Source organism: Mesorhizobium sp. L2C066B000 (assembly GCF_000502335.1).
Lineage (GTDB): Bacteria > Pseudomonadota > Alphaproteobacteria > Rhizobiales > Rhizobiaceae > Mesorhizobium.
Map to the genome: position 1 here is coordinate 1 of NZ_AYWZ01000015.1, position 24,181 is coordinate 24,181.

The 24,181-nt window shown below is 63.4% G+C and carries 20 protein-coding genes and 3 pseudogenes; 7 read left to right on the forward strand and 16 right to left on the reverse strand.

Features of this window, described 5'->3' with window-relative positions:
* The 9 genes and pseudogenes from X733_RS0135445 to X733_RS142100 form a co-directional block, all read right to left on the reverse strand.
* Nucleotides 1–375, reverse strand: a pseudogene (locus X733_RS0135445) (peptidase S8); the annotation flags it as partial.
* Nucleotides 365–1,033: a hypothetical protein gene (locus X733_RS142135; RefSeq protein WP_023752447.1), complete on the reverse strand. Its 669-nt coding sequence runs from the start codon at nucleotides 1,031–1,033 to the stop codon at nucleotides 365–367. The pseudogene X733_RS0135445 and the gene X733_RS142135, both read right to left, overlap by 11 nt.
* A 14-nt stretch (nucleotides 1,034–1,047) precedes the next feature.
* On the reverse strand, nucleotides 1,048–1,614 hold the full coding sequence (locus X733_RS142130; RefSeq protein ID WP_023683483.1) for a sigma-70 family RNA polymerase sigma factor: 567 nt from the start codon (nucleotides 1,612–1,614) through the stop codon (nucleotides 1,048–1,050).
* 287 nt (nucleotides 1,615–1,901) lie between these two features.
* Entirely contained in the window at nucleotides 1,902–2,741 is an 840-nt protein-coding gene (locus X733_RS142125) for an alkaline phosphatase family protein (RefSeq protein ID WP_023752448.1), read from the reverse strand.
* A gap of 64 nt (nucleotides 2,742–2,805) precedes the next feature.
* Nucleotides 2,806–4,461, reverse strand: coding sequence for an ABC transporter ATP-binding protein (locus X733_RS142120; protein WP_023671390.1), 1,656 nt, complete (start codon nucleotides 4,459–4,461; stop codon nucleotides 2,806–2,808).
* Entirely contained in the window at nucleotides 4,461–5,285 is an 825-nt protein-coding gene (locus X733_RS142115; RefSeq protein WP_023819666.1) for an ABC transporter permease, read from the reverse strand. The genes X733_RS142120 and X733_RS142115 overlap by 1 nt, the downstream gene beginning before the upstream one ends.
* 9 nt (nucleotides 5,286–5,294) lie before the next feature.
* Nucleotides 5,295–6,254 (reverse strand): ABC transporter permease, encoded by a 960-nt coding sequence (locus X733_RS142110; RefSeq protein ID WP_023671388.1) that lies wholly within the window; start codon nucleotides 6,252–6,254, stop codon nucleotides 5,295–5,297.
* A 16-nt stretch (nucleotides 6,255–6,270) separates the two neighbouring features.
* On the reverse strand, nucleotides 6,271–7,857 hold the full coding sequence (locus X733_RS142105) for an ABC transporter substrate-binding protein (RefSeq protein ID WP_023671387.1): 1,587 nt from the start codon (nucleotides 7,855–7,857) through the stop codon (nucleotides 6,271–6,273).
* A gap of 154 nt (nucleotides 7,858–8,011) precedes the next feature.
* Complete coding sequence (locus tag X733_RS142100) at nucleotides 8,012–9,997, reverse strand: CocE/NonD family hydrolase (RefSeq protein WP_023819667.1); 1,986 nt, start codon at nucleotides 9,995–9,997, stop codon at nucleotides 8,012–8,014.
* A gap of 179 nt (nucleotides 9,998–10,176) precedes the next feature.
* Between X733_RS142100 and X733_RS1000000168575 the strand changes: the two are divergent.
* Nucleotides 10,177–10,402, forward strand: a pseudogene (locus X733_RS1000000168575) (BrnT family toxin); the annotation flags it as partial.
* Between the two features lie 9 nt (nucleotides 10,403–10,411).
* Nucleotides 10,412–10,723 carry a BrnA antitoxin family protein gene (locus tag X733_RS142095; RefSeq protein ID WP_023671384.1) on the forward strand — a complete coding sequence of 104 codons (312 nt, stop codon included), beginning with the start codon at nucleotides 10,412–10,414 and terminating at the stop codon, nucleotides 10,721–10,723.
* Nucleotides 10,724–10,733: 10 nt separating this feature from the next.
* On the opposite strand, the gene X733_RS142090 is transcribed toward X733_RS142095, so the two are convergent.
* From X733_RS142090 to puuE, 4 genes are read right to left on the reverse strand one after another with little or no spacing between them, the layout of a single operon-like run.
* Entirely contained in the window at nucleotides 10,734–11,327 is a 594-nt protein-coding gene (locus X733_RS142090; RefSeq protein ID WP_023695962.1) for a nucleoside deaminase, read from the reverse strand.
* 3 nt (nucleotides 11,328–11,330) lie between these two features.
* Nucleotides 11,331–11,831, reverse strand: coding sequence for an ureidoglycolate lyase (locus X733_RS142085; RefSeq protein WP_023819668.1), 501 nt, complete (start codon nucleotides 11,829–11,831; stop codon nucleotides 11,331–11,333).
* Nucleotides 11,828–12,691, reverse strand: a complete 864-nt coding sequence (locus X733_RS142080; protein WP_023703641.1) for a bifunctional allantoicase/(S)-ureidoglycine aminohydrolase — start codon at nucleotides 12,689–12,691, stop codon at nucleotides 11,828–11,830. Before X733_RS142080 ends, X733_RS142085 begins: the two co-directional genes overlap by 4 nt.
* Nucleotides 12,692–12,717: 26 nt before the next feature.
* The gene (puuE, locus tag X733_RS142075) at nucleotides 12,718–14,136 is read right to left on the reverse strand and encodes an allantoinase PuuE (RefSeq protein ID WP_023819669.1); all 1,419 of its coding nucleotides are present in this window, start codon (nucleotides 14,134–14,136) and stop codon (nucleotides 12,718–12,720) included.
* 184 nt (nucleotides 14,137–14,320) lie between these two features.
* Here puuE and uraH point away from each other — a divergent pair, with 184 nt between their 5' ends.
* From uraH to xdhC, 4 genes and pseudogenes are all read left to right on the forward strand, one after another.
* Complete coding sequence (uraH, locus tag X733_RS142070; protein WP_023694734.1) at nucleotides 14,321–14,695, forward strand: hydroxyisourate hydrolase; 375 nt, start codon at nucleotides 14,321–14,323, stop codon at nucleotides 14,693–14,695.
* Nucleotides 14,696–14,698: 3 nt separating this feature from the next.
* Nucleotides 14,699–16,180 (forward strand): xanthine dehydrogenase small subunit, encoded by a 1,482-nt coding sequence (gene xdhA / locus X733_RS142065; protein WP_023819670.1) that lies wholly within the window; start codon nucleotides 14,699–14,701, stop codon nucleotides 16,178–16,180.
* Nucleotides 16,180–18,546: a xanthine dehydrogenase molybdopterin binding subunit gene (gene xdhB / locus X733_RS142060; protein ID WP_023819671.1), complete on the forward strand. Its 2,367-nt coding sequence runs from the start codon at nucleotides 16,180–16,182 to the stop codon at nucleotides 18,544–18,546. The genes xdhA and xdhB overlap by 1 nt, the downstream gene beginning before the upstream one ends.
* A gap of 74 nt (nucleotides 18,547–18,620) precedes the next feature.
* A pseudogene (gene xdhC / locus X733_RS1000000167305) lies at nucleotides 18,621–19,597 on the forward strand (xanthine dehydrogenase accessory protein XdhC).
* Nucleotides 19,598–19,609: 12 nt separating this feature from the next.
* Here the strand turns inward: xdhC and X733_RS142055 are convergent.
* The 3 genes from X733_RS142055 to X733_RS142045 form a co-directional block, all read right to left on the reverse strand.
* Nucleotides 19,610–20,860, reverse strand: coding sequence for an LLM class flavin-dependent oxidoreductase (locus tag X733_RS142055; protein ID WP_023725926.1), 1,251 nt, complete (start codon nucleotides 20,858–20,860; stop codon nucleotides 19,610–19,612).
* Nucleotides 20,857–21,798, reverse strand: a complete 942-nt coding sequence (locus tag X733_RS142050; RefSeq protein ID WP_023819672.1) for an LLM class flavin-dependent oxidoreductase — start codon at nucleotides 21,796–21,798, stop codon at nucleotides 20,857–20,859. The genes X733_RS142055 and X733_RS142050 overlap by 4 nt, the downstream gene beginning before the upstream one ends.
* A 107-nt stretch (nucleotides 21,799–21,905) precedes the next feature.
* Nucleotides 21,906–22,826 (reverse strand): LysR family transcriptional regulator, encoded by a 921-nt coding sequence (locus X733_RS142045; protein WP_023819673.1) that lies wholly within the window; start codon nucleotides 22,824–22,826, stop codon nucleotides 21,906–21,908.
* Between the two features lie 135 nt (nucleotides 22,827–22,961).
* Between X733_RS142045 and X733_RS142040 the strand changes: the two genes are divergently transcribed.
* Nucleotides 22,962–24,179: a urate hydroxylase PuuD gene (locus tag X733_RS142040; RefSeq protein WP_023819674.1), complete on the forward strand. Its 1,218-nt coding sequence runs from the start codon at nucleotides 22,962–22,964 to the stop codon at nucleotides 24,177–24,179.
* The last annotated feature ends 2 nt before the right edge of the window (nucleotides 24,180–24,181 follow it).

A 24,181-nucleotide genomic window follows, 5' to 3' on the forward strand; every position in this document is an offset into this window, starting at 1 on the left:
CTCGCCGGCGATGGCACGGCGCGGCGCGGTCGCGACAAGATCGGTCGGCGAAACGATCGCCCCGCCGGCGGGTGGCCCGGCCTGCGTGTCGGCAGGCGGCGCTGACGGCCGTGGCGTCGGCACGGGCGCTTCGGGAACCGGTGGGTTGGGAAACAGGTCGACGATCAGGGCCGGAAGGGTAACTGCGCCTGGTTCGCCGCCGACGTTGGCCTCATTGCCGTCTTTCGGGCAGTCGGCAGCCGCCGCTCCGGCCGCGTCGGTGCAGTCGGCCCGGCCGGCATTGGGATCATTGGTCTGCGCCGACGCCGGCACGGCGACGATTGTCGTCGCCGCCACCAGGATCGCCGCAAATCGAATGACCGCCCTAGCTGCCATCAACCGGTTTCCTTCCCTCGATCACAGTCTCCGCGAACGGCTGGGCGGCAATAAGGCCGACGAGCCTGGTGTAGTCTGCTCCGGTCTTGACCGGGATGGCAATGCGGAAGACGCCCGAGGCGGTCGGCCCGCCGGCGATCTTCAGCGCGTTCTGGTCGAGGAAGGCGGCGATGTCGGACATCTTCGCATCCGGCTTGAACTTGACCAGCGCGAACGGCAGTTTCGTCAGCTCATCCTCGGCGCCGGCAACCTCGAAATCATGGCTCTTGCCGCCGGTCTGCACGTAGGACTGCACCACGACCAACGCCAGCAGCACCGCCGCTGCCGCCCAGCCGACCGTGGCCGGCATCGCCGTGAACCGGCCGAGTGCCTGCGCCAGCCAGGAACGGCCCGCGGGAGCGCGGACCGGTCCGGCTTCGGCGTCGAGCGCCCTGGCAAAGCGGCTGAGCGCATCGGCCGGTGGCCGGATCGCCTCGTTGGCGGCGGTGGCGCCGGAGAATTCCGCCTCAGCCTCGCCAAGCGCCGCCGTCGCCGCCGGATCGCTCGCCAGCCATTCCTCGACGGCTTCGAGGTCCGAGCCTTCCAGCGAGCCGTTCAGGTAGAACGGCAGCAGCGTTTCCATTTCGTCACGGCGCGACGTTTTTTCAGCGGCGCTCATGTCTTCAGGATTGCTCATGGCCACCCCCTGTCGTAACCGGCGGCCTTGAGGGCTTCGCCGAGTTTCTTGCGGGCGTAGAACATTCGGGTCTTGACGGTGGCGACCGGGATGCCGAGCACCTCGCCAATCTCCGTCACCGACTGTCCATGGTAATAGGCAAGGTCGATCACCGAGCGGTGTTCCTCCGGCAAGGCATCGACGAAGCGCCGCAAAGCGGCGCCCTTGTCTTCCTTCATGGTGGCGACTTCCGGCGTGTCGGCGCCGTCGGGAACCTGCGCCGCATCGTCGTCATCGATCCAGTCTTCTTTTTTCTTGCGAAGCATCGACAGCGCCTTGAACCGGGCGATGCCGAGCAGCCATGTCGAGACTTCCGAGCGCCCTTCGAAACCGGGCGCCTGGCGCCACAGCTCGAGAAAGACCTCGTTTGCGATATCGTCGGCCATCATTTCCGATCCCGTCTGGCGCACCACGAAGCGGTAGACCCGCGCGTGGTGACGCATGAACAGCAGCCGAACAGCGGCACGGTCGCCCTTCGCGACCCGGTCGACAAGCGCGCGATCAGTCTCGGTCGCTGCCGTCATGGCCGGTCGAGCCGCCTGGCTCCTGTCTGCTCTGTCGCCGATAGGTTCAAAAAGGTTCATCCTTCCGCCAAGGAATTTTGGCGAAGCTAACCGAAGAGAGGGAGTGTTGCCAGAGCGTCTCCCTTCTCCCCGTCACTATACGGGGAGAAGGTGCCGGCAGGCGGATGAGGGACGGCGCCGGCGTTGGGGTATTTATTTTGATGTTAGCGCTGCCCCTCACCCTTACCCTCTCCCCGTATAGTGACGGGGAGAGGGGGTAGCGAACGGCGGCTCAGCGACGACCTCCGTCACCCCAAAAACGGCTTAGCCTTCATGGTCTCCGGCACCGGCACACCCAGCCGCTTCAGCACCGTCGGCGCCAGTTGCAGCTGATCAAGCAGCGGGTCCGGATCCGGCCCTTTGCCGGCTCCGAAATAATACAGCGCGAAATCCTGCATTTCATCGTCGCGGCCGCCATGATGGCCGCGGTCTGTCTGGCCGTGGTCGGCGGTTACGATCACCTCGTAACCGGCTTGCCGCCAGCCCGGCAGGAAGGCTGCCAGCATGCCGTCCATCGCATAGCAGGCATGGTCCATTTCGTGGCAGTCATGGCCGAAGCGATGGCCCATCGAATCCAGCGTGCAGGTGTGCAGGATCCCGTAGTCGATGGCGTGGCGCCGGGTCAGCTGGGTCAGTGTCGCAAACAGGTCGACATCGCTCGGGGTCATCTGGTTGCGGGCATTATAGCCGGTCATGGTGTGGAAGCGGCCATGCGTGATGGGTCCGTTGGGCTCGTCGAACTCCATGTCCTCGATCAGGTCGAACGGATAGGAGCGGAAGAATTCGGACCAGTAGGAGTGCGTCACCGCGCCGGTCTTGCCGCCGGCCTTGCTGACTTCGGAGAAAATATCCGGCTTGTTGACGAGAAACCGGTTTTCGTTGGACAGGATGCCGTGCTCCTGAGGCGAAACCCCGGTGTGAATCGAAGCATAGCAGCAGGCCGAAGTAGACGGCAGCACCGAGCGCATCTTCCACACCTGCGCCTCGCCCGATTGCACCCAGCCTTCGAGATTGCCCATCAGCCGGCGCCAGTTCCGGTAGGGCACGCCATCGAGAATGATGAGCAGCAGTTTGGTCTTGAGCGCCATGGGCGGCTCCGGAAAGCTTTTGCCGTTGAAAGAAGTTTTCGCGACAAAGGCCGCGAATTCCCTACTAATTCCCCGCGCTCGCCATGCGCCGTCCCTTGATCGCCTTTTCCAGCCAGCCGATCTCCATCTCGGGAACGGACGACAGCAGCAGGTCGGTATAGGCGTCGAAGGGCGGCGTCAGCACCTTGCTCTTGGCGCCGTAGCGCACCACCTCGCCGCGGTACATCACCGCGATCGAATCGGCGATCGACTTCACCGTCGCCAGATCGTGAGTGATAAAGAGGTAGGCGACCTTCTCGTGCTGCTGCAGGTTGAGCAGCAGCTTGAGAATGCCGTTCGCCACCAGCGGGTCGAGCGCCGATGTCACCTCGTCGCAGATGATCAGCTTGGGCTTGGCGGCGAGCGAGCGGGCGATACAGACGCGCTGTTTCTGGCCGCCGGAGAGTTCGGCCGGATAACGATCGAGAAAGCCCTTGCCCATCTCGATCTCGTCGAGCAGTTCGGCGACGCGCTTGTCGCGCTCGCGGCCGCGTATGCCGAAGTAGAATTCCAGGGGCCGGCCGATGATGGTGCCGACGGTCTGGCGCGGGTTCATCGCCACGTCGGCCATCTGGTAGATCATCTGCAATTGCCGCAGATCCTCCTTCGGCCGGTCGGCAAGCCTGTTGGCGAGCGGCCTGCCGTCGAAGGTGACGGTGCCTTCTTCCGGCGGCAACAGCCCGGTGATGGCGCGCGCCAGCGTCGACTTGCCGGAGCCGGATTCACCGACGACGGCCAGCGTCTGTCCCGGATAGATGTCGACCGAGACGTTCTTCAGCACCTTGACGTGGCTGCCGCCGTAAGCGGCGGTGACGTTCTTGACCGACAGGAACGGCGCGGCGCCGGGCTTCTGCTCGGCATGCTCGATCTCATGCACCGAGACCAGCGCATTGGTGTATTCCTGGCGCGGCTCCTTGATGATCTGGCGAGTGCCGCCCCATTCGACCAGCCTGCCATGGCGCAGCACCATGATCTCGTCCGAGACCTGGGCGACGACGGCAAGATCGTGGGTAATGTAGAGCGCCGCGACATGGGTGTCGCGGATGGCGTCCTTGATCGCCGCCAGAACGTCGATCTGCGTCGTCACGTCGAGCGCCGTGGTCGGCTCGTCGAAGACGATCAGGTCGGGTTCCGAACACAGCGCCATAGCCGTCATCACCCGCTGCAACTGACCGCCGGAGACCTGGTGCGGGAACCGTTCGCCGATGATTTCGGGGTTTGGCAGGCTGAGCTTCTTGAACAACGCCACGGCACGTTTCTCGGCCTCGGCGCGTGTCGCCGTGCCGTGCAGCAGCGTTGCTTCCACCACCTGGTCCATCAGCTTGTGCGCCGGATTGAAGGCCGCGGCCGCCGACTGCGCGACATAGCAGACCTCGCGGCCGCGCAATTTGCGGAAACCTTCCTTGCCGCCCTTGAGGATATCGCGGCCGTTGAGCAGCACCTCTCCGCCGGTGATGCGCACGCCGCCACGGCCATAGCCCATCGACGACAGGCCGATGGTCGACTTGCCGGCGCCGGACTCGCCGATCAGGCCGAGCACCTTGCCCTTTTCCAGCGTCAGCGAGACATCGTGGACCAAAACGATGTTCTTCGGCGCCTCGCCGGGCGGAAACACTGTCGCTTCGATGCGCAGATTGCGGATGTCGAGCAGCAGGCCGGGCTTTGCTTTTGTGTCAGCCATCACCCGCGTCCTCCCTTCAGGCTTGTCGTGCGGTTGAGCACCCAGTCGGCGACCAGATTGACCGAAATCGCCAGTGCTGCGATCGCCGCGGCGGGAATGAGTGCCGCCCCGATACCGAAGACGATGCCGTCCTTGTTCTCCTTGACCATGCCGCCCCAGTCGGCATCCGGCGGTTGCACGCCAAGCCCGAGAAAGGAGAGCGTCGACAAGAACAGCACCGCGTAGATGAAGCGCAGGCCAAGTTCCGAGACCAGCGGCGAAAGCGCGTTGGGCAGGATCTCGCGGAAGATGATCCAGCCGCTGCCTTCGCCCCGCAGCTTGGCGGCCTCGACATAGTCCATGACGTTGATGTCGACGGCCACCGCGCGCGACAGCCGGTAGACGCGGGTCGAGTCGAGGACGCCCATCACCAGGATCAGCGTCACCAGATTGGTCGGCAGCACCGAAAGCACGACGAGCGCCATGATCAGGGTCGGGATCGACATCAGCAGATCGACAAGGCGCGACAGAAGCGTGTCGAACCAGCCGCCGAACACCGCCGCCGAAAAGCCGAGGATGGCGCCGAGCGAGAATGACAGCGCGGTGGCCAGCACCGCGATGAACAGCGTGATGCGAGCGCCGTAGATCATGCGCGACAGAAGATCGCGACCGAGATTGTCGGTGCCCAGCAAATGTGCCGCCGTCATCGGTTCCCAGACATCGCCGACGATTTCGGCATTGCCGTACGGTGCGATCAACGGTGCCAAAACTGCCGCCAACACGAACATAGCCGTCAGCACGATGCCGATCAGCGCGGGGATGGGGATGCGTTTGATGTCGAGCATGCCCGCCGCCTATTTCGGATGTCTGAGGCGCGGATTGGCGACAATCGCCCCGATGTCCGCAATGATGTTCAGGCTGATATAGACGGCGGCGAAGACCAGGCCGACCGCCTGCACCACCGGCACGTCGCGCTTGGTGACGTGGTCGACCAGATATTGTCCCATGCCGGGATAGACGAAGATCACCTCGACCACGACGACGCCGACGATGAGGTAGGCGAGGTTGAGCATGACGACGTTGATGATCGGCGCTATGGCATTGGGGAAAGCATGCTTGCGGATGACGTTGAAGGCCGACAGGCCTTTCAGTTCTGCCGTCTCGACATAGGCCGACTGCATGACGTTGAGGATGGCCGCGCGGGTCATGCGCATCATATGCGCCAGCACAACCAGCGTCAGCGCGGTGGCTGGCAACGCGATCGCCTGCATGCGCTCACCGAACGGCATGCCGTCATAGACCGTGGAAATGGCCGGGAACCATTGATACTTCACGGCAAAGAAATAGACGAGCACATAGCCGATGAAGAATTCCGGGAAAGATGTCGAGGCGAGCGCCAGGCCGGAGATCAGCTTGTCGACCCAGCCATTGCGGTAACGCACGGCGATCAGGCCGAGGATGATGGCCAGCGGCACGGCCACGATCGCAGCCCAGAAGGCGAGGAACAGCGTGTTCCACAGCCGCCCCTTGATCGACGTGGCAATATCCTGGCCGCTCGACATCGCCGTGCCAAGATCGCCGGTGAGCACACCGCCTAGCCAATGGAAATACCTGATGTAAGCCGGCTGATTCAGGCCGAGCTGCTCGCGCAGATTGGCGAGCGATTCCGGCGTCGCCGACTGTCCGAGAATGGCTTGCGCGACGTCGCCGGGCAGGATCTGGGTGCCGGCGAAGATCAGGACCGAAACGGCCAGCAAGAGGACGATGCCCAGCGCAACGCGCTGGGCCACAAGTTTCACGACGGGTGAGGACATATCCGCAAAGCCGGGCTCAGGCTTCGAGCCAGCACTTCGCCAGCGCGTAGCCGTTCATCAGCTCCTGATGCGGATCGTCTACCCAGCCGCCGACCTTGGCGCCTGTCGCATCGATGAACTGATTGAACATCGGCAGGATCAGGCCGCCCTCGTCGCGCACCAGCACGGCCATGTCGTGGTACATCTGCTTGCGCTTGGTCTCGTCGAGTTCGGCGCGTGCGGCTAGCACCAGCTTGTCGAAGTCCGGACGCTTGAAACGGGTGTCGTTCCAGTCGGCGGTCGACAGATAGGCGGTCGAGTACATCTGGTCCTGGGTCGATCGGCCGCCCCAATAGGAGGCGCAGAAGGGCTGCTTGTTCCAGACCTCGTTCCAGTAGCCGTCGCCGGGCTCGCGCTTGAGCTCGATCTTGATGCCGGCCTTGGCCGCGCTCTGCTGGAAGAGCTGCGAGGCGTCGACCGCGCCCGGGAAGGCGACGTCGGAGGTGCGCAGCAGCACGGTGCCGTCATGGCCCGACTTCTTGTAGTGGAACTTGGCCTTGTCGGGATCATATTTGCGCTGCTCGATCTCGGAAAACAGCGGATAGGACGAATTGATCGGGAAGTCGTTGCCGAGCGAGCCGTAGCCGCGCAGCACCTTGTTCAGCATCTCCTCACGGTCGATCGCGAGCTTCAGCGCCATGCGCAGGTCGCTGTTGTCGAAGGGCGCGGTGTTGCAATGCATGATGAAGACATAGTGGCCGGGGCCGGCATGGTTGCGGATGGTGACGCCCGGTACACGCTTGATCAGGTCGACGATCTTCGGCTCGACGCGGTTGATCATGTTGACCTGGCCGCCCTGCAGGGCCGCCGTGCGCGCGGTCGCGTCGTTGATGACGATGATCTCGATCTGGTCGGCATGGCCCATCTTGTCGGCCTGCCAGTAATTGGCGAAGCGCTCGCCGCCATGGCGCACGCCGGGCTCGTTGGTGGTGACCTTGTAGGGTCCTGCCGAGATGCCGGCATCCGCCTTGTCCTTGCCGCCGTTGGGCTGGACGATGAGGTGGTAGTCGCTGAGGAGATAGGGAAGGTCGGCGTTGGCCTCCTTCAACGTAAGGACGACTTCCTTGCCACTGGCCTTGATGCTGTCGATGCCCTTCATGTAGCCCAGCGCGCCGGACTTCGACTTTTCATCGGAATGGCGCTCGAGCGTTGCCGCCACATCCTCAGCGGTCACCGTCTTGCCGTTGTGGAATTCGACGCCGTCTCGGATTTTCAGCGTCCACACCTTGGCGTCGTCCGACGAGCCGATCTCTTCGGCGATGCGGTTCTCGAGCTTGCCTTCCGGAGACAGCTCGACGATCAGTTCGCCCCACATCTTGCCAAAGGCGAACGGCACTTGCGTCATGAACAAAGCCGGGTCCAGGCTGTTCGTGGATTCGCCGCCGACGAGGCCGGCCTTCAGCGTGCCGCCCTTGACCGGGCCTTCCGCACGAGCCGCACTGGAAAGCAGCATATTGGCGAAGGGCGCTGTGACGCCGAGTGCGGCGGCGCGGCCGAGGAAATCACGACGGCTCAGCTTGCCGGACGCAACGCGCCGGCTCAGATATTCGAGTTCGTTGGACATTTGAGTTCCTCACTCTGTTGGTTCGACCTTATGGTCGTTTTTTGCTTGTTGTTACCAAAGGGATATTGACCGGAAGGCAAAGCCGTAAGCAAGACGGAATGCGACATGCCGTGGCGTAAATCGTGCGTCGCAACTGGACCAGTCGGGTGGACGCTCAGAGCAGGTCGCGCGGGATCGTCTCTTCGAAATCGCGTTCGAAAATCAGCGTTTCGCCCTCATAGGCTTCGATTCTGGCGCTGACGATGAAGTTTTGCGCATCGCAGCGCATTTCAGCCGACGTCTCGGTGCGCACCGACCATCCGTTTCGCGACAAGGTCTGCGTCCAGTGCGTGCGGCCCGAGGCAGACAGCGGGTCGTCGGGGTGGATCGTCCAGCTCTCGCGGGCAATGCTGCCATTGGCCAGTCCATGCGCGAGATCGCGCACTTCTCCGAAATCATCCGTGATCGACAGCGTGACGATGCCGGTCTTCTCATCGCGATCGACGTGACGCTCGGAATTCGCTGCACGGACTGTCGCGGTTGCCCAGGGTGTTGCGCCTTCGGGAGACTGGAATGAGGTCTCGTCGCTTTTTGCGAGCGGGCGCAGCGGCAGCCTCAGCGTCGCCGCTGAAAGGTCGAGCCGCACCGGCTCCGGCGACGGCCAGATCATCGGCCAGTAAGCGTTGGAAACAGCGATGCGCAGGCGGTGTCCGGCCGGCACGCGGTAGGCGCACTGGTCGAGAATAACGCGCGCCGAAACCGTTTCGCCCGGCACCAGCGCTTGCGGCTGTTCGTGCGAAGCACGATGCGTCAGGTTGAGCACGCCGTAGGAGATCAGTTCCGAGGCGCCGTCGGGGTGCACGTCGCACAGTCGAACCGCGATGTTCGCCTGCGGGCGATCGGACGATATCCGGACCAGAAGCTCCGGCGCGCCGACGATGTCGAGTGCCTCGGCAAGCACAGGCTGATCGAAGCAGACGGACAGCGCATCGTCCGGGCGCTGGTCGCCCGGCAGTTCCGGGCCAAAGGTGAAGGGAAAATATTCGCCGCCGGCGAGCCCGCAGCTTTGCGGGGTCGCCACGATCGCCGGCCTGACGCCGTCAGCAATGAGTTCGATCGCCCCGACCTTGATGTTGGGAGACGGCCATTCCTGTTCGGCCACCCAACGGCCCGGCCGCTCCGGGTGCCAGCGCGCGGGGCGCACACTGTCCATGACATAGGCGCGGTAGTCCGGGTCGGCCTCGACGCCGGTGTCGACGCCTTTCAGCCAGCGGTCCCACCAGCGCAACGCCTCCTGCAGGAAGCCGATGGCGGGTGTTGGCCCGGCATAATGCGGGTATTTGTGGATCCACGGCCCGACAATGCCCTTCACCGGCGCCTGGATGTTGGCGACGAGGTGCGAGATCGTGTTGCGGTAGCCGTCATGCCAGCCGCCGATCGACAGCACGGCGGCTTTGACCGCGGAGAAATCCTCGCAGATCGAACCGCGTTTCCAATAGGCGTCGCGATGCTGATGGCTGAGCCAGAGCGGCAGAAGGAAAGACTGGTTCTCCAGCCGCGTCAGCCAGAGGTCGCGCCAGCGGTTGTCGCCCGCAATCAGCGGATCCGGCGGTCGCGACGAATAGGACAACATGGTCGAGGCCCAGCCGAAATTTTCCGTCAAAAGGCAGCCGCCCTTGTAGTGGATGTCGTCGGCGTAGCGGTCGACGGTCGAGCACAGGCTGATCACCGCCTTCAGCGCCGGCGGCTGCTTGGCCGCCACCTGCAGGCAGTTGAAGCCACCCCAGGAAATGCCCATCATGCCGACACTGCCGTTGCACCAGGGCTGTGCTGCCGCCCAGGCAATCACATCGCAGGCGTCCTGCAATTCCTGCTCGGAATATTCGTCGTCCATCAGACCTTCGGAATCGCCATTGCCGCGCATGTCGACGCGGATCGAGGCGTAGCCGTGGCCGGCAAAATAGGGATGCGTCAGCTGATCGCGAAAGATGGTGCCGTCGCGCTTGCGGTAGGGCAGGTGCTCGAGGATCGCCGGCACCGGATCGCTGCTGGCGTCCTCCGGCATCCAAACCCGCGCCGACAGCCGGCAACCATCCGGCATGACGATGCCCATATCGGGGAATTCGACGACCTTGCGGGGAAATTCGGTGATGGTTTTCATGCGATGCTCCAGGATGTCAGTGACGCATGGAGCGGGCATGTCATGAAGTCAAACGGGCGACGGCCGGTGTCGCCGCGACGACGCCACGATATGTAGCCCGATTGTTTTGCCCTGATGTTGCAGGATTATAATTAATGTATTACATTTATTAGCTGAACCCAACGTGATGAGGATTTCGCCTGAAAATCGTTTGGGATGAGCCAAAGCGCGTGACGAACCTGGACAGCCGGGGTCTCGATTTTGCCGAACTCGATATTGAGTTTTTTTGCGACTTCAACCGTCCTTCCAGCCAAGGCCGACCGGTTCAAGGCGATTGGCGAATTCGGAGAGATCATCCTGGCCGTGATTTTCAAGCCGCTTGGTTCGGAGGTGATCTCGATGCGCGCCGTGCCAGCCGAAAGGAAAGGTCAGTATATGAACAATCCTAAATCGCGTGTTCGACCGCTTACCGATGCGGAGGAAGTGGAAATTCAAAGACAAATTGTTGATGATCCCGACGATGCGGAGACGACAGACGAACAGTTGGCGCAAGCCAGGCCTTTCGCGGAAGTGTTTCCAGAACTTTTCGAGAGCATAAGGCGTGCTCGTGGCCGGCCAGCCGTGGAGAAGCCTAAGCAAGTCGTGTCCATCCGTCTGGATCAGGATGTCATCAGTAAATTCAAGGCGACCGGCAAGGGCTGGCAGGCCAGGATCAACGAGGTGCTGAAAAACGCGAAGGTAGGCTAGGCAATCCGCGTCAGTTCAGCGGAATGTCGTTTTCGGCCTTGCGCGCCTGATAAGCGCCGGACAGTTCGTCGTAGCGGGCGGAAATATTGCCGATCCTTGCCTCAAGCCGGCCGCGCTCGGCCTCGGGCAGCGTCCGCACCAGCCTGCGAATGGAAAAACTCTTCCAATAAGCGTTCTCGGCATTGTAGCCGCCGGGATCAAGAGTGAAGACCTCTTTCAGGATTTTCAGATCGTGCGGGATCGCAAAGCTGTCGCGTGAATCCTCGTGGCTGAAGAGGTAGTAGAAATTGTCGAAGCCGGTCCAGGTGATCGCCGACAGGCAGAGCGAGCAGGGCTCATGCGTGGCGATGAAGATGGCGTCCTTGGTGTCGACGCGCTCGGCTTTCGGCATTTCATAGAAACGCTTCAGGCAGTGCACCTCGCCATGCCAGAGCGGATTTTCCATCTCGTTGTTGGTTTCGGCCAGCACCAGCGAGCGGTCGCCCTTCCGCAGGATGGCGGCGCCGAACAGCTTGTTCCCATGGGCCACGCCCTCTGCCGTTTTCGGCACGATGTCGTGCTCGATGACATCGAGCAGGCGGTCGATCAGCGACAAGTCGGTCATTTCTCAGGTCTCGTTGGGGAGATGGATTTCGTAGGGGTGCGAGAAATGGAACTCTTCGAGGTTGGAGCCGTCACCGCCGCGGTCGACGATGACGAAATCCTGCGCTTCGCCGAGCGGCGTCAGCACGCCGTGCCAGAGATTGCGCGGATAGTTGACGCCTTGCCCGGGTGCGGTGATGAAGGCGTGCGGCTCGCCCGGACCGTCCTTGCCGTCATGGCAGACGACGACCAGGAAAGGCCGCGGCGACAGCGGGATGAACGCCTGGCTGCCCAAGGGATGGCGCTCGACCATGGTCAGCTTCAGCGGCAGGTCGTAAGGCGTGCCGCGCGCCATCGAGATCAGCACGCAGGCATTCGGTCCCCCGGCTTCAGCGGTGGCGAGATTGTGGTAGCGCTCGGTCTTGCCGCCATTGATCGGGTAGTGATTGCCGCCGCCCATGTCGATGACATCGCCGAAGCCGGCAAAGCTTTCGCGCGTCAGCGGCCGCGCTGTGATGCGGGTCACCGCGCGCGACCGCCAATGCCCGCCCCGCCGAGCTTGGCGTGCCGGTTGACGTCCTTGTAAAGGAGATAGCGGAATTTGCCTGGGCCGCCCGCGTAGCAGGCCTGCGGGCAGAAGGCGCGCAGCCACATGAAGTCGCCGGCCTCGACCTCGACCCAGTCCTGGTTGAGGCGGTAGACCGCCTTGCCTTCCAAGACATAGAGCCCGTGCTCCATGACATGCGTCTCGGCAAACGGGATGACGGCGCCAGGCTCGAGCGTAACGATGGTAACATGCATGTCGTGGCGCATGTCGGCTGGATCGACGAAACGGGTCGTCGCCCAGCGACCCTCGGTGCCGGGCATCGGCGTCGGCGCCATTTGCTGGTCACTGCTGAACAGGACTTCCGGCGCGTCGATGCCGTCGACGGCCTCATAGGCCTTCCTGATCCAGTGGAAGCGTACGGCGTCGCGACCTTCGTTGCGCACCGTCCAGCCGCTGTCCGGCGGCAGGAAGGCAAAACCGCCGGCTTGCAGCACGTGCTTCTTGCCGGCCAGCGAAACGGTCAACTCGCCCTCAACCACGAACAGCACGCCCTCGGCGCCGGCGTCCGGCTCGGGCCGGTCGCTGCCGCCGCCGGGCAGGACCTCGACGATGTACTGCGAAAATGTCTCGGCGAAACCCGAAAGCGGCCTGGCGATGATCCAGGCCCTGGTCTCGTCCCAGAACGGCAGTGGGCTGGTGACGATGTCCTGCATCACTCCCTTCGGTATGACGGCATAGGCCTCGGTGAAGACGGCGCGGCCGGTCAAAAGCTCATTTTGGCCGGGATGGCCGCCATGCGGTGCATAATAGGTTTTCTGGTCAGTCTTGATCATATCCATTGGGTCCTGACCCCTCAGTCATTTCATTAGAGCGGGAGCATGTCTTTCAGGCGGAGCAGCGCGATGCGCTCGACCTGTTTGCAGGCGGTATCGAGTTCTACGCCACGGCTGTTGCCGATGCGCGCCTCGAACTCGGCGAGGATCTCCTCCTTGGTCTTGCCCCGCACCGCGATGATGAAGGGAAAGCCGAAGGTGGTGACGTAAGCGGCGTTGAGCTTGGAAAACAGCTCGCGCTCCTTGTCGGTCAGCGCGTCGAGGCCGGCGGAGGCCTGCTCGCGTGTGGATTCCGCAGTGAGGCGTCTCGCTTCGGCCAGTTTGCCAGCGAGATCGGGATGGGCGTTGAGGACGCCGATCCGCTCGGTTTCGCTGGCGGCGCGGAAGACGCGGCAGAGCGCATTGTGCAGGCCGCCGGCGCTGTCATGCGCCGGCCCAAGCTCCAGCTCATAGGCACGTTCCGCGATCCAGGGCGAATGTTCGAACACGCCGCCGAAAGTGTCTACGAAGGTTTCGAACTCCATCTTTGACGGCTTGAGCGCCGCCGGCTGGTAGGGGTGGTTCTCCTGCCAGTGCCTGGCGATATCGATCCGCCGCGCCAGCCAGACCTTGTCGTGCGATTTCACATAGTCGACGAAGCGCTTCAGCGCCGCCACCCGACCAGGACGTCCGACGAGGCGGCAATGCAGGCCGATATTCATCATCCGCGGCCGGCCCGCTTTGCCCTCGGCATAGAGCGTGTCGAAACTGTCCTTCAAATAGGCGAAGAACTGGTCGCCGGAATTGAATCCCTGCGGCGTGGCGAAACGCATGTCGTTGGCATCGAGCGTGTAGGGGATGACGAGTTGCGCGCCGCCGCTGTGCTCGAACCAGTAGGGCAGTTCGTCGTCATAAGTGTCCGACACATAGTCGAAGCCGCCCTCTTCGGCCACCAACCGCACCGTATTGACCGAGGTGCGGCCGGTGTACCAGCCGGTCGGCCGTTGGCCCGTCACCTCGTAGTGCAGCTTGATCGCCGCTTCGAGGTCGCGGCGCTCGTCCTCGGCGCTGTGGTCGCGGTAGTCGATCCATTTCAGCCCGTGCGAGGCCATTTCCCAGCCGGCCTCCTGCATCGCCGCCACCTGGTCGGGCGACCGGGCTAATGCTGAGGCGACCCCGTAGCAGGTCACCGGCACTTGCGCCTCGCTGAACAGGCGCAGCAGCCGCCAGAAGCCTGCCCGCGCGCCATATTCGTAGATCGATTCCATGTTCCAGTGGCGCTGGCCGACCCAGGGCGCGGCGCCGACGATTTCCGACAGGAAGGCTTCCGAGGCCTTGTCGCCGTGCAGCACGCAGTTCTCGCCGCCTTCCTCGTAGTTGACGACGAATTGGACGGCCACATGCGCACCGCCCGGCCATTTCGGATCCGGCGGATTGGCTCCGTAGCCGCGCATGTCTCTAGAGTAACGCATTGCCCCTCCCCGCCGGACGCTGCCGGAAGTTATGATCAGGATAGTCGAAAGGGTTGCTCGCGCATTCCCCCGAAATTTTTGAAAGTGTTTTTGTGCCACTCCGCTCGACCGGGACTTATGCATCGCCTTTAATTGGCGCACAATTCACTGCTTTGTTCGGCTGTATCGGAAATGGGAGGCGCCAGTGGCAGAAACGTCGAAAGCCGATGGCGGACGTCTGACGACGCATGTGCTCGACACCGCGACCGGCAAGCCGGCGGCGGGCCTGTCGATCGCGCTTTATCATCTTGAGAGCGACGCGCGGATACATTTGAAGACCGTCGTCACAAATGCCGACGGCCGCTGCGATGCGCCGCTGCTGGCAGGAGCGGAATTCCGCCTCGGCGAATACGAACTGGTGTTCGCCGCCGGTGACTATCTACGCGGCCAGGGCACCAAACTGCCGGAACCGGCCTTCCTCGACAGTGTGCCGATCCGCTTCGGCATGGCGGAATCCGTGCATTATCACGTGCCGTTGCTTATCTCTCCTTATGGCTACTCGACCTACAGGGGGAGCTGACGCATGGCCAAGATCACCATACGCAACGAGATCCGCTTCATCCTCAATGGCAGGGATGTCGCGCTGTCGTCGGTGGCGCCCGACGCGACCTTGCTCGACTGGTTGCGGCTCGACCGCTCGCTGCGCGGCACCAAGGAAGGCTGCGCCGAGGGCGATTGCGGCGCCTGCACGGTGCTGGTCGGAAAATTGTCCGCCGGCAAGCTGGTTTATGAAAGCGTCAATGCCTGCATCCGCTTCCTGGGCTCGCTCGACGGCACCCATGTCGTCACCGTCGAGCATCTGCGCGGCGCGCCTGGCCAATTGCATCCGGTGCAGCAGGCGATGGTCGATTTCCACGGTTCGCAATGCGGCTTCTGCACGCCGGGCTTCGTCATGTCGCTCTACGGCCTGTGGATGAAGTCGCCGGACCCGTCGAATGCCGCGATCGAAAAGGCCTTGCAAGGCAATCTTTGCCGCTGCACCGGCTATGAGGCAATCATGCGCGCCGCGCGTGCCATCTCCAGCTACGGCAAGGCGGCGAAGGATCCGCTGGCGGCCGAGCGCAAGGCGATCACCGCCAGGCTCGAGGCTATGCATGACGGTGCCCGCGTCGAAATCGGCGCCGGCAAGCAGCGGCTGGTTGTGCCGGCTGACGTCGACGATTTCGCCGCTGTACTGGACAAGGAGCCCGGCGCCACTGTTGTCGCCGGCTCGACCGACGTCGGCCTGTGGGTCACCAAGCACATGCGCGACATCTCACCGGTAGTCTTCATCGGCAATCTCGAGGGGCTGTGCGCGATCTCCGAAGACAATGACGTCATCACCATCGGCGCCGGCGTCACCTACACCGACGCCTTCGCGACACTGGCCAAGCGCATCCCCGCGCTCGGGCCATTGTTCGACCGCATCGGCGGCGAACAGGTACGAAACATGGGCACCATCGGCGGCAACATCGCCAATGGCTCGCCGATCGGCGACACGCCGCCGCCCCTGATCGCGCTTGGTGCGCAACTGACGCTGCGCCGCGGCAAGAAGCGGCGCACCATCGCGCTCGAGGATTTCTTCATCGCCTATGGCAAGCAGGACCGGCAGCCAGGCGAATTCGTCGAGGCCGTGCACGTTCCCGTGCCGGCCAAGGGCACGAAGTTTGCCGTCTACAAGATCACCAAGCGCCGCGACGAGGACATCACCGCAGCCCTTGGCGCCTTTTTCCTCGACTTGGCCAAGGACGGAACCGTGGCCGATATATGCATCGCCTATGGCGGCATGGCGGCCACCCCGAAGCGGGCTTTCGGTGTCGAAAAAGCGCTGCTCGGCAAGCCGTGGACGGAGACGACGGTGGAAGCGGCCATGGCTGAATATGCCGGCGATTTCACCCCGCTGACCGATATGCGGGCATCGGCCGAATACCGGGCGCTGGCGGCCAGGAACCTGCTGCTGCGCTTTTTTGCCGAAACCAGCGGCAGCAAGGCGCCGTTCCAGGTGTCGCGCAACGAGGCGGCCTGATGAACAAGCACGCCTCTCCAGATCTCAAGGCGCAGAAGATTTCCGGTGGCGTCGCCGCCGACCAGCGCCACGATTCCGCGCACAAGCATGTCAGCGGCAGCGCGGTCTATATCGACGATATGCCGGAACCGGCGGGCATGCTGCATGGCTGCCTCGGCCTGTCCACGGCGACGCATGCGACGATCAGCAAAATGGATCTGTCGGCGGTGCGCGCGGCGCCGGGCGTCGTCGATGTGCTGACGGCCAAGGACGTTCCGGGCGAAAATGACATCTCGCCGACCGGCCGCCACGACGAGCCGGTGCTGGCCGACGACAAGGTGCAGTTTTATGGTCAGCCGATCTTCTGCGTTATTGCCAAGACGCGCGAACAGGCGCGCCGCGCCACCCGGCTGGCCAAGGTCGAATACAGTCCATTGCCTTTCGTCACCGACATTGGCGACCTCGACCCCCGCAAGGACAAGCTGGTCACGCCGCCGCTCACGCTGAAGCGTGGCGATGCCGCTGCCGCGATCAAGGCGGCGCCGCGCCGGCTGAAGGGCAAGATGCGCATCGGCGGCCAGGAGCATTTCTATCTCGAAGGCCATATCGCCGTGGCCATCCCCGGCGAAGACCAGGACGTCACCATCTATTCCTCGACCCAGCATCCGAGCGAAGTCCAGCATATGGTCAGCCATGCGCTGGGCGTGCCGAGCAACGCCATCACAGTGGAAATCCGCCGCATGGGTGGCGGCTTCGGCGGGAAGGAGACGCAAGGCAACCAGTTTGCGGCATTGGCTGCGATCGCCGCCAAGAAACACCATCGCGCGGTAAAAATCCGGCCCGACCGCGACGACGACATGATCGCCACCGGCAAGCGCCATGATTTCCTTGTCGAATACGACGTTGGCTTCGACGACGACGGCAACATTTTAGGCGTCGATTTCATGTTTGCGGCGCGTTGCGGCTTTTCCTCGGACCTGTCCGGACCGGTCACCGACCGCGCGCTGTTCCATTGCGACAACACCTATTTCTGGCCGGCGGTGCATGCGCAATCGGCGCCGCTTTACACCAACACCGTGTCGAACACGGCGTTTCGCGGCTTCGGCGGCCCGCAGGGCATGGTCGGCGCCGAACGGGTCATCGACGAGGTTGCCTTTGCGGTCGGCAAGGACCCGCTCGAAATCCGCAAGCAGAATTTTTATGCCACCAGTGGTGATAAAGACGGGGGCCGCAACGTCACCCCTTATCACCAGACGGTCGAGGACAACATCATCCACCGCATCGTCGCCGAGCTGGAGGCGAGCGCCGACTATGCGGGGCGCCGCCGCATCATCCAGGCCTTCAACGCCAACAGCCGCTTCATCAAGCGCGGCCTGGCGCTGACGCCGGTCAAATTCGGCATCTCTTTCACAGCCACCCACTACAACCAGGCCGGCGCGCTGGTGCATGTCTACACCGATGGTTCGGTGCATCTGAATCACGGCGGCACCGAGATGGGGCAAGGCCTCTACGTCAAGGTGGCGCAGGTGGTGGCGGAAGAGTTCCAGATCGACCTCGACCAGGTCAAGATCACCGCGACGACCACCGGCAAGGTGCCCAACACTTCGGCCACCGCGGCGTCGTCCGGCACCGACCTCAACGGCATGGCGGCGCAGAACGGCGCCCGCCAGATCAAGGAACGGCTGACCGACTTCGCCGCCGAAAAATACCAGGTGCCGCGCGAGCAGGTGCTTTTCCTGCCCAACCGGGTGCGCATCGGCAACCAGGAGATCGCCTTCACCGACCTTGTCAAGCAGGCCTATATGGCCCGCATCCAACTGTCGGCGGCGGGTTTTTACAAGACGCCGAAAATCCACTGGAACCGTGACAAGGGCGAGGGCCGTCCGTTCTATTATTTCGCCTATGGCGCCTCGTGCTCGGAAGTCTCGGTCGACACGCTGACCGGCGAATATGTCGTCGAGCGCACCGACATATTGCATGAAACCGGCCGCTCGCTGAACCGCGCCATCGATCTCGGCCAGATCGAGGGCGGCTTCATCCAGGGCATGGGCTGGCTGACGACGGAGGAGCTGTGGTGGGACGACAAGGGCCGGCTGCGCACGCATGCGCCGTCGACCTATAAGATCCCGCTCGCGTCCGACCGGCCGAAGATATTCAACGTCACGCTGGCCGACTGGCCGGAGGCCAACGAGCCGACGGTGCACCGTTCCAAGGCGGTCGGCGAACCGCCCTTCCCGCTCGGCATGTCTGTGCTGCATGCGCTGTCGGACGCGGTGGCAAGTGTGGCCGATCATAAGATCTGTCCGCGTCTCGACGCTCCTGCAACACCAGAACGGGTGCTGATGGCGATCGAACGGCTGAAGGGTGAAGCCAAGAATAGCCCCTGACTCTGACCTGGATTCTGGCAAAACGTGCAATTCAGACTGAAAAACCCTATATTTCCCGAACGGGAATGCGAAATATGAAGTCGAAAGTGCAAAGCCTCAGAGCTTTTCTCGCCAGCGCCGGCCGGCTTGCTCTGGTCGAAGTGGCCGGCACCAAAGGCTCGACTCCGCGCGAGAAGGGCGCCTTCATGCTCGTATCGCAGGCGGCGATTTTTGGCACGATCGGCGGCGGTCAGCTCGAGTACATGGCGATCGACAAGGCGAGGCAGATGGTGGGGTCTTCACCCTCCCCCTTGTGGGGAGGGTCGGNTGCGCCTCACGAGGACCCCCACCCCGATCCGCTTCGCGGATCGACCCTCCCCACAAGGGGGAGGGTAAAGAAGCCCGCATCGCGGTCGATGAAGTCCGCGCCACGCTTGACGTGCCGCTAGGTCCCGAGATCGGCCAGTGCTGCGGCGGGCGCGTCGAAGTCTTGATCCGTATCGTCGATGCCGCGCTTGCTGCCGAGCTGATCGCGGCCGCAGAAGCCGAGGAAGCCCACCTGCCGCATGTCTATATCTTCGGCGGCGGCCATGTCGGCCAGGCGCTGGCCTCGACCGTTGCACTTCTTCCCGTGCGTGGTGTCGTCATCGAGACGCGGGCCGAAGCGCTGGAAGGCATGCCGGAAACCGTCGAGACGCTGCTGACGCCGATGCCCGAGGCCGAGGTGCGAAACGCCCCCGCCGGCACCGCCTTCGCCATCCTCACCCACGACCATGCGCTGGATTTCCTCATCGTCGCCGAGGCGCTGAAGCGCGACGACGCGGCCTATGTCGGCATGATCGGCTCGAAAACCAAGAGAGCGACGTTCAGGAACTGGTTCCTGAAATCGGCGGATGGCACGGAGGCTGAGTTGGCCCGCCTCGTCTCCCCGATCGGCGGCGACGCCGTCAGGGACAAGCGCCCGCCGGTGATCGCGGCGCTCGCGGCAGCCGAGATCATGACGGCACTGGTCGTTCACAACACCGCGCCGAATGCCGACCATGAAGTCCAGCACAAGATGATGGCCGGCTAAGCTTCGGCGCGGCTAAGCAGGCCGCTTCAGGCCAAGATGATCTCGCAAGGTGCTGCCTTCGTATTCCCGACGGAACAGTCCGCGCCGCTGCAGTTCCGGCACCACGAGTTCGCAAAAGGCATCGAGCTCGCCGGGGAAGTATGACGGCATGACGTTGAAGCCGTCCGCGCCGCCGCCCTCGAACCGCGCCTGCAATTCGTCAGCGATCTGCACCGGCGTGCCGACGATACGCCAATGGCCACGTGCGCCGGCGAAATGGCGCGCAAGCTGGCGGATCGACAGGCCGTCGCGGCGCGATTGTTCGATGACCAGCGCCTGGCGGCTTTTCATGCCCTCGGTCTCCGGCAGTTCGGGCAGCGGTCCGTCGATCGGATAGCTCCCGAGATCGGAGATGCTGAGATAGCTGGACAGCAGCGCCACGCCGACATCGTCGGGGATCAGCGCCTGCAATTCCTCCTGTTTCTCCCGCGCTTCGGCCTCGGTGTCTGCCACCACCGGGGAGACGCCGGGCATGATCTTGATGTCGTCGGGTTCTCGCCCATAGGCCGCCATACGGCCCTTGAGGTCGTCGTAAAAGGCCTTGGCTTCCTCGAGGGTCTGCGCCGCCGTGAACACGACGTCGGCCGTGCGTGCGGCAAGGTCGCGGCCGACATCCGAGGCGCCGGCCTGCACCATCACCGGCGCGCCCTGCGGCGAGCGCGGCAGGTCGAGCGGGTCGCGCACCGAAAAGCTCTGGCCGTTGTGGCCGTGAAAGCCACTGCCTTGCCAAAGTCCTGATACCACCTCGGCGAATTCGCGCGCCCGCTCGTAGCGGTCGGCATGGGGTTTCAGGCCCGTCGCGCCGAAATTGGCGGCTTCGATGGGGCTGGCCGACGTCACCAGGTTCCAGCCAGCCCGGCCACCACTCAGATGATCGAGCGAGAGAAAGGTGCGCGCCAGACCGTAGGGCTCGTTGTAGCTGGTCGACGCCGTCGAAACGAGGCCGATGCCGCTGGTCTGCACGGCGAGCGCGGACAGCAGGCTGATCGGCTCGAAGCCGATCGAGCGTGAGGTCTGGCTGGCGATGCCGACATTGGCTTCGCGCAGACCGGCGGCGTCCTCGCAGAACACCATGTCGAACTTCGCCGCTTCCGCCGTGCGCGCCAGCTGGATGTAATGATCAATGTCGATGCCTGCCGTAACATGCGCCTTGGGGTGACGCCAGGCGGCGATGTGGTGGCCCGTCGCCCACAGGAAGGCGCCAAGCTTCATCTGGCGGGTCATTGCGCTCCTCCGGCAAGTCCGAGATGCGAGCGCAAGGTGGTGCCGGGATAATCCGGGCGGACGAGCCCGCGGCGCTGCAATTCCGGCAGCACGCGGCCGATGAAACCGTCAATCGCCGCAGGCGGTATTGCGATGTTGAACCCGTCGCAGCTTTGCGAGCTGAACAATGTTTCGAGCGTGTTAGCAGCGACATCTGCGCCAACGTTCAGCAGCAGCTTGACCGCACCCGGATCGCGTCCGCAGGCCACAACGCGGCGCTTGAGATCGTCATGGCGCGCCTTGGCGTCCTCTGTGGGTCTGTCCAGCAGGACGACATCGGCGGTGCCGACGGCGATATCCAGGTCGGCCTCGGACAGGCCGGACAGCACCAGCACCGGCGTATCCTGCGGCGAGCGCGCGACGTTCAGCGGCCCGCGCACGGAGAAAAATGCGCCTTTGTGGTCGAGCAGGTGCATTTTTTCGGGATCGTGGAAGCGGCCGCCGGCCTTGTCGAACAGCAGCGCGTCGGCATCCCAGCCCTGCCACAGGCGCTGAACGATGCCAATGTATTCCTGCGTGCGGCGGCGGAACACATCGTCGGAAAATCCATCCGGCCGGCTGAAATTGGCGGCTTCCCCTGGCGCCTGCGCCATGGTCGCGTGCCAGCCGGCGCGGCCATGGCTGATGATGTCGAGCGAAGCAAAACGGCGCGCCAGATTGTACGGCTGGTGAGCGACCGTCGAGGCTGCAGCGACAAGGCCGATCCGACTTGTCACCGTCGCCAGCGCCGCCAGCAAGGTCGTCGCTTCGAAAGAACTCGACCCGGCGCTGTTCGGCGCGGAATCATCGAGGACAATCATGTCCAGCCCAGCCGCTTCCGCTTGCTTGGCAAAGCCGGCCAGGTCGCTAAACCCGAGCGGCTGCCCGGAAGTAATGTTGAGCGAAACGGCAAGATGCATTGTGGCTTGCTGGTCAGTCGGCATGGGACCATCGATCATAGGGCAGCGTATGCGACCCTAAGGTCACCTGCTTGTAAGACAACCCTGGCGACTGGGCCAACAGCCCCTCACCTGCCGGCCAGCAAATCCTTGATCAGCCGCTGGCAACGCTCGGCCATGAAGTCGAGCAGCAGCCGCACCTTGGGGTCTTGCAGCTTCTTGTGCGGATAGACGGCGGCGAACTGCACCGGCGTTGGCGGCGTGCTGGCCAGGATGACCTGCAGCCGCCGGTCGCGGATGAAAGGTTCCACTTCGAACCGCGGCTTGTTGATGATGCCGCGCCCCGACAGCGCCCAGCCGGTCAGCACATCGCCGTCGTCGGTGTCGTAGGGGCCGTGCACCTCGAATTTCTGCGGGCCGGACGGCGTCTGCAGGGTCCAGACATATTCGCGCGCTCCAGAATAGCGCAGCATCAGGCAGTCGTGCTTCTTGCCGATCAGCTCCTGTGGCTCCATCGGCTCGCCGCGCGCTTCGAGATATTTCGGTGCCGCCACCAGCACGCGTTCACATTCCATGATGCCGCGCATCCGCAGGCTGGAATCCTCGATGATGCCGAGCTTGAAGGCGACGTCGATGCCTTCCTTCATGATGTCGATATTGTGGTCGGAGAGCCTCAGCCGCACCTCGATATCGGGGTATTTGTCGTGGAAATCCGGAATGCCCGACGCCACCAGCCGCCGTCCAAGGCCGAGCGGGGCGGTCACCTTGATGGTGCCGCGCGGCTGGCCGGAAAGAGCCGAGACCGCGGCTTCCGCCTCGGTGATCGCCTCCAGCACCTGCTTGGCGCCGGAGTAGAACACCGTGCCATGCTCAGTCGGCATCAATTGCCGTGTGGTGCGGTTAAACAGCCGCACGCCGAGGTGTTTTTCCAGCTCCTTGATGCGGTTGGAGGCGACCGCCGGCGAAATGCGCATGTCGCGGCCCGCCGCCGAGAGATTGCCAAGCTCGACGACGCGGACGAAGACGGCGATGTTGTCGAGATAGGCCATTCGTGGCTCTTTATGTGGCGGCGTACGTGGTCAGCCTAGTATTTTCCATTTTTTTTTGAAAGTCATCGTACACCTCGCCTCTTTTCGTTTGCGCCCCACACCGTAAAGTCAGCCGATCGGCAGGGACGATTTCACATGATGGATTTCGCGATTTTCTGGGACTGGCTGAGTTTCGCCGTGCGCTGGCTGCACGTCGTCACCGGCATCGCCTGGATCGGCTCGTCCTTCTATTTCGTCGCGCTCGACCTTGGCCTGCGCCAGCGCCCCGGCATGCCGGCCGGCGCATTCGGCGAGGAATGGCAGGTGCATGGCGGCGGCTTCTACCACGTCCAGAAATATCTGGTGGCGCCGGCCGAAATGCCGGAACACCTGACCTGGTTCAAGTGGGAATCCTACGCCACCTGGCTGTCCGGCTTCGCCATGCTGTGCGTGGTCTACTATGCCGGCGCCGACCTGTTCCTGATCGACCCCAATGTTCTGTCCATGTCGGTTCCCGTGGGCATCCTGCTGTCGATGGCGACGATCGGCGTCGGCTGGGTTGTCTACGATCTGCTCTGCCGGTCGCCGCTCGGCAAAAGTGACACCGGACTGATGCTGGTGCTCTATGGCGTTCTGGTGTTCATCGCCTGGGGGCTGACGCATCTGTTCACCGGCCGCGCCGCTTTCCTGCATCTCGGCGCCATCACCGCCACTATCATGTCGGCCAATGTCTTCATGGTGATTATTCCAAACCAGAAGATCGTCGTCGCCGACCTGATTGCCGGCCGCAAGCCCGACCCGAAATACGGCAAGATCGCCAAGCAGCGCTCGCTGCACAACAACTACCTGACGCTGCCCGTGCTGTTCCTGATGCTGTCGAACCACTATCCGCTGGCGTTTGCGACGGAGTTCAACTGGGTCATCGCCTCGCTGGTGTTCATCATCGGCGTCTTGATCCGGCACTATTTCAACACCGTGCATAAGCGTGCCGGCAACCCCCACTGGACCTGGATGGCGGCTGCGGTGCTATTCGTCATCATCATGTGGCTGTCGACAGCGCCGAAAATACTGACCGGCGAGCCCAAGGCATCCGCCGCGGCCGAAGTCTATATCGCCTCGTCGCATTTCCCGGCGGTGCGCGACACCGTGCTTGGCCGCTGCTCGATGTGCCATACGGCCGAGCCGGTCTATGAAGGCATCTACCATGCGCCGAAGGGCGTGATGCTCGACACCGACGCCGGCATTGCCGAGCATGCGCGTGAAATCTATTTGCAGGCCGGGCGCAGCCACGCCATGCCGCCCGCCAACGTCACCCAGATCAGCGACAAGGAACGGGCGCTGCTGGTCGCCTGGTTCGAAGGCGCAGGGAAATAGGG

What these genes read in the sequence shown, in the direction of transcription:
- X733_RS142040 (WP_023819674.1), top strand. Translation starts at nt 22,962, where the DNA reads ATGATGGATTTCGCGATTTTCTGGGACTGGCTGAGTTTCGCCGTGCGC.
- xdhA (WP_023819670.1), top strand. Translation starts at nt 14,699, where the DNA reads ATGGCCAAGATCACCATACGCAACGAGATCCGCTTCATCCTCAATGGC.
- X733_RS142105 (WP_023671387.1), bottom strand. Translation starts at nt 7,857, where the DNA reads ATGTCCAACGAACTCGAATATCTGAGCCGGCGCGTTGCGTCCGGCAAG.
- X733_RS142135 (WP_023752447.1), bottom strand. Translation starts at nt 1,033, where the DNA reads ATGAGCGCCGCTGAAAAAACGTCGCGCCGTGACGAAATGGAAACGCTG.
- X733_RS142045 (WP_023819673.1), bottom strand. Translation starts at nt 22,826, where the DNA reads ATGGCCTATCTCGACAACATCGCCGTCTTCGTCCGCGTCGTCGAGCTT.
- X733_RS142055 (WP_023725926.1), bottom strand. Translation starts at nt 20,860, where the DNA reads ATGACCCGCCAGATGAAGCTTGGCGCCTTCCTGTGGGCGACGGGCCAC.
- X733_RS142125 (WP_023752448.1), bottom strand. Translation starts at nt 2,741, where the DNA reads ATGGCGCTCAAGACCAAACTGCTGCTCATCATTCTCGATGGCGTGCCC.
- X733_RS142130 (WP_023683483.1), bottom strand. Translation starts at nt 1,614, where the DNA reads ATGACGGCAGCGACCGAGACTGATCGCGCGCTTGTCGACCGGGTCGCG.
- X733_RS142050 (WP_023819672.1), bottom strand. Translation starts at nt 21,798, where the DNA reads ATGCATCTTGCCGTTTCGCTCAACATTACTTCCGGGCAGCCGCTCGGG.
- X733_RS142115 (WP_023819666.1), bottom strand. Translation starts at nt 5,285, where the DNA reads ATGCTCGACATCAAACGCATCCCCATCCCCGCGCTGATCGGCATCGTG.
- puuE (WP_023819669.1), bottom strand. Translation starts at nt 14,136, where the DNA reads ATGCGTTACTCTAGAGACATGCGCGGCTACGGAGCCAATCCGCCGGAT.
- X733_RS142110 (WP_023671388.1), bottom strand. Translation starts at nt 6,254, where the DNA reads ATGTCCTCACCCGTCGTGAAACTTGTGGCCCAGCGCGTTGCGCTGGGC.
- X733_RS142080 (WP_023703641.1), bottom strand. Translation starts at nt 12,691, where the DNA reads ATGGATATGATCAAGACTGACCAGAAAACCTATTATGCACCGCATGGC.
- X733_RS142120 (WP_023671390.1), bottom strand. Translation starts at nt 4,461, where the DNA reads ATGGCTGACACAAAAGCAAAGCCCGGCCTGCTGCTCGACATCCGCAAT.
- X733_RS142095 (WP_023671384.1), top strand. Translation starts at nt 10,412, where the DNA reads ATGAACAATCCTAAATCGCGTGTTCGACCGCTTACCGATGCGGAGGAA.
- X733_RS142090 (WP_023695962.1), bottom strand. Translation starts at nt 11,327, where the DNA reads ATGACCGACTTGTCGCTGATCGACCGCCTGCTCGATGTCATCGAGCAC.
- X733_RS142100 (WP_023819667.1), bottom strand. Translation starts at nt 9,997, where the DNA reads ATGAAAACCATCACCGAATTTCCCCGCAAGGTCGTCGAATTCCCCGAT.
- xdhB (WP_023819671.1), top strand. Translation starts at nt 16,180, where the DNA reads ATGAACAAGCACGCCTCTCCAGATCTCAAGGCGCAGAAGATTTCCGGT.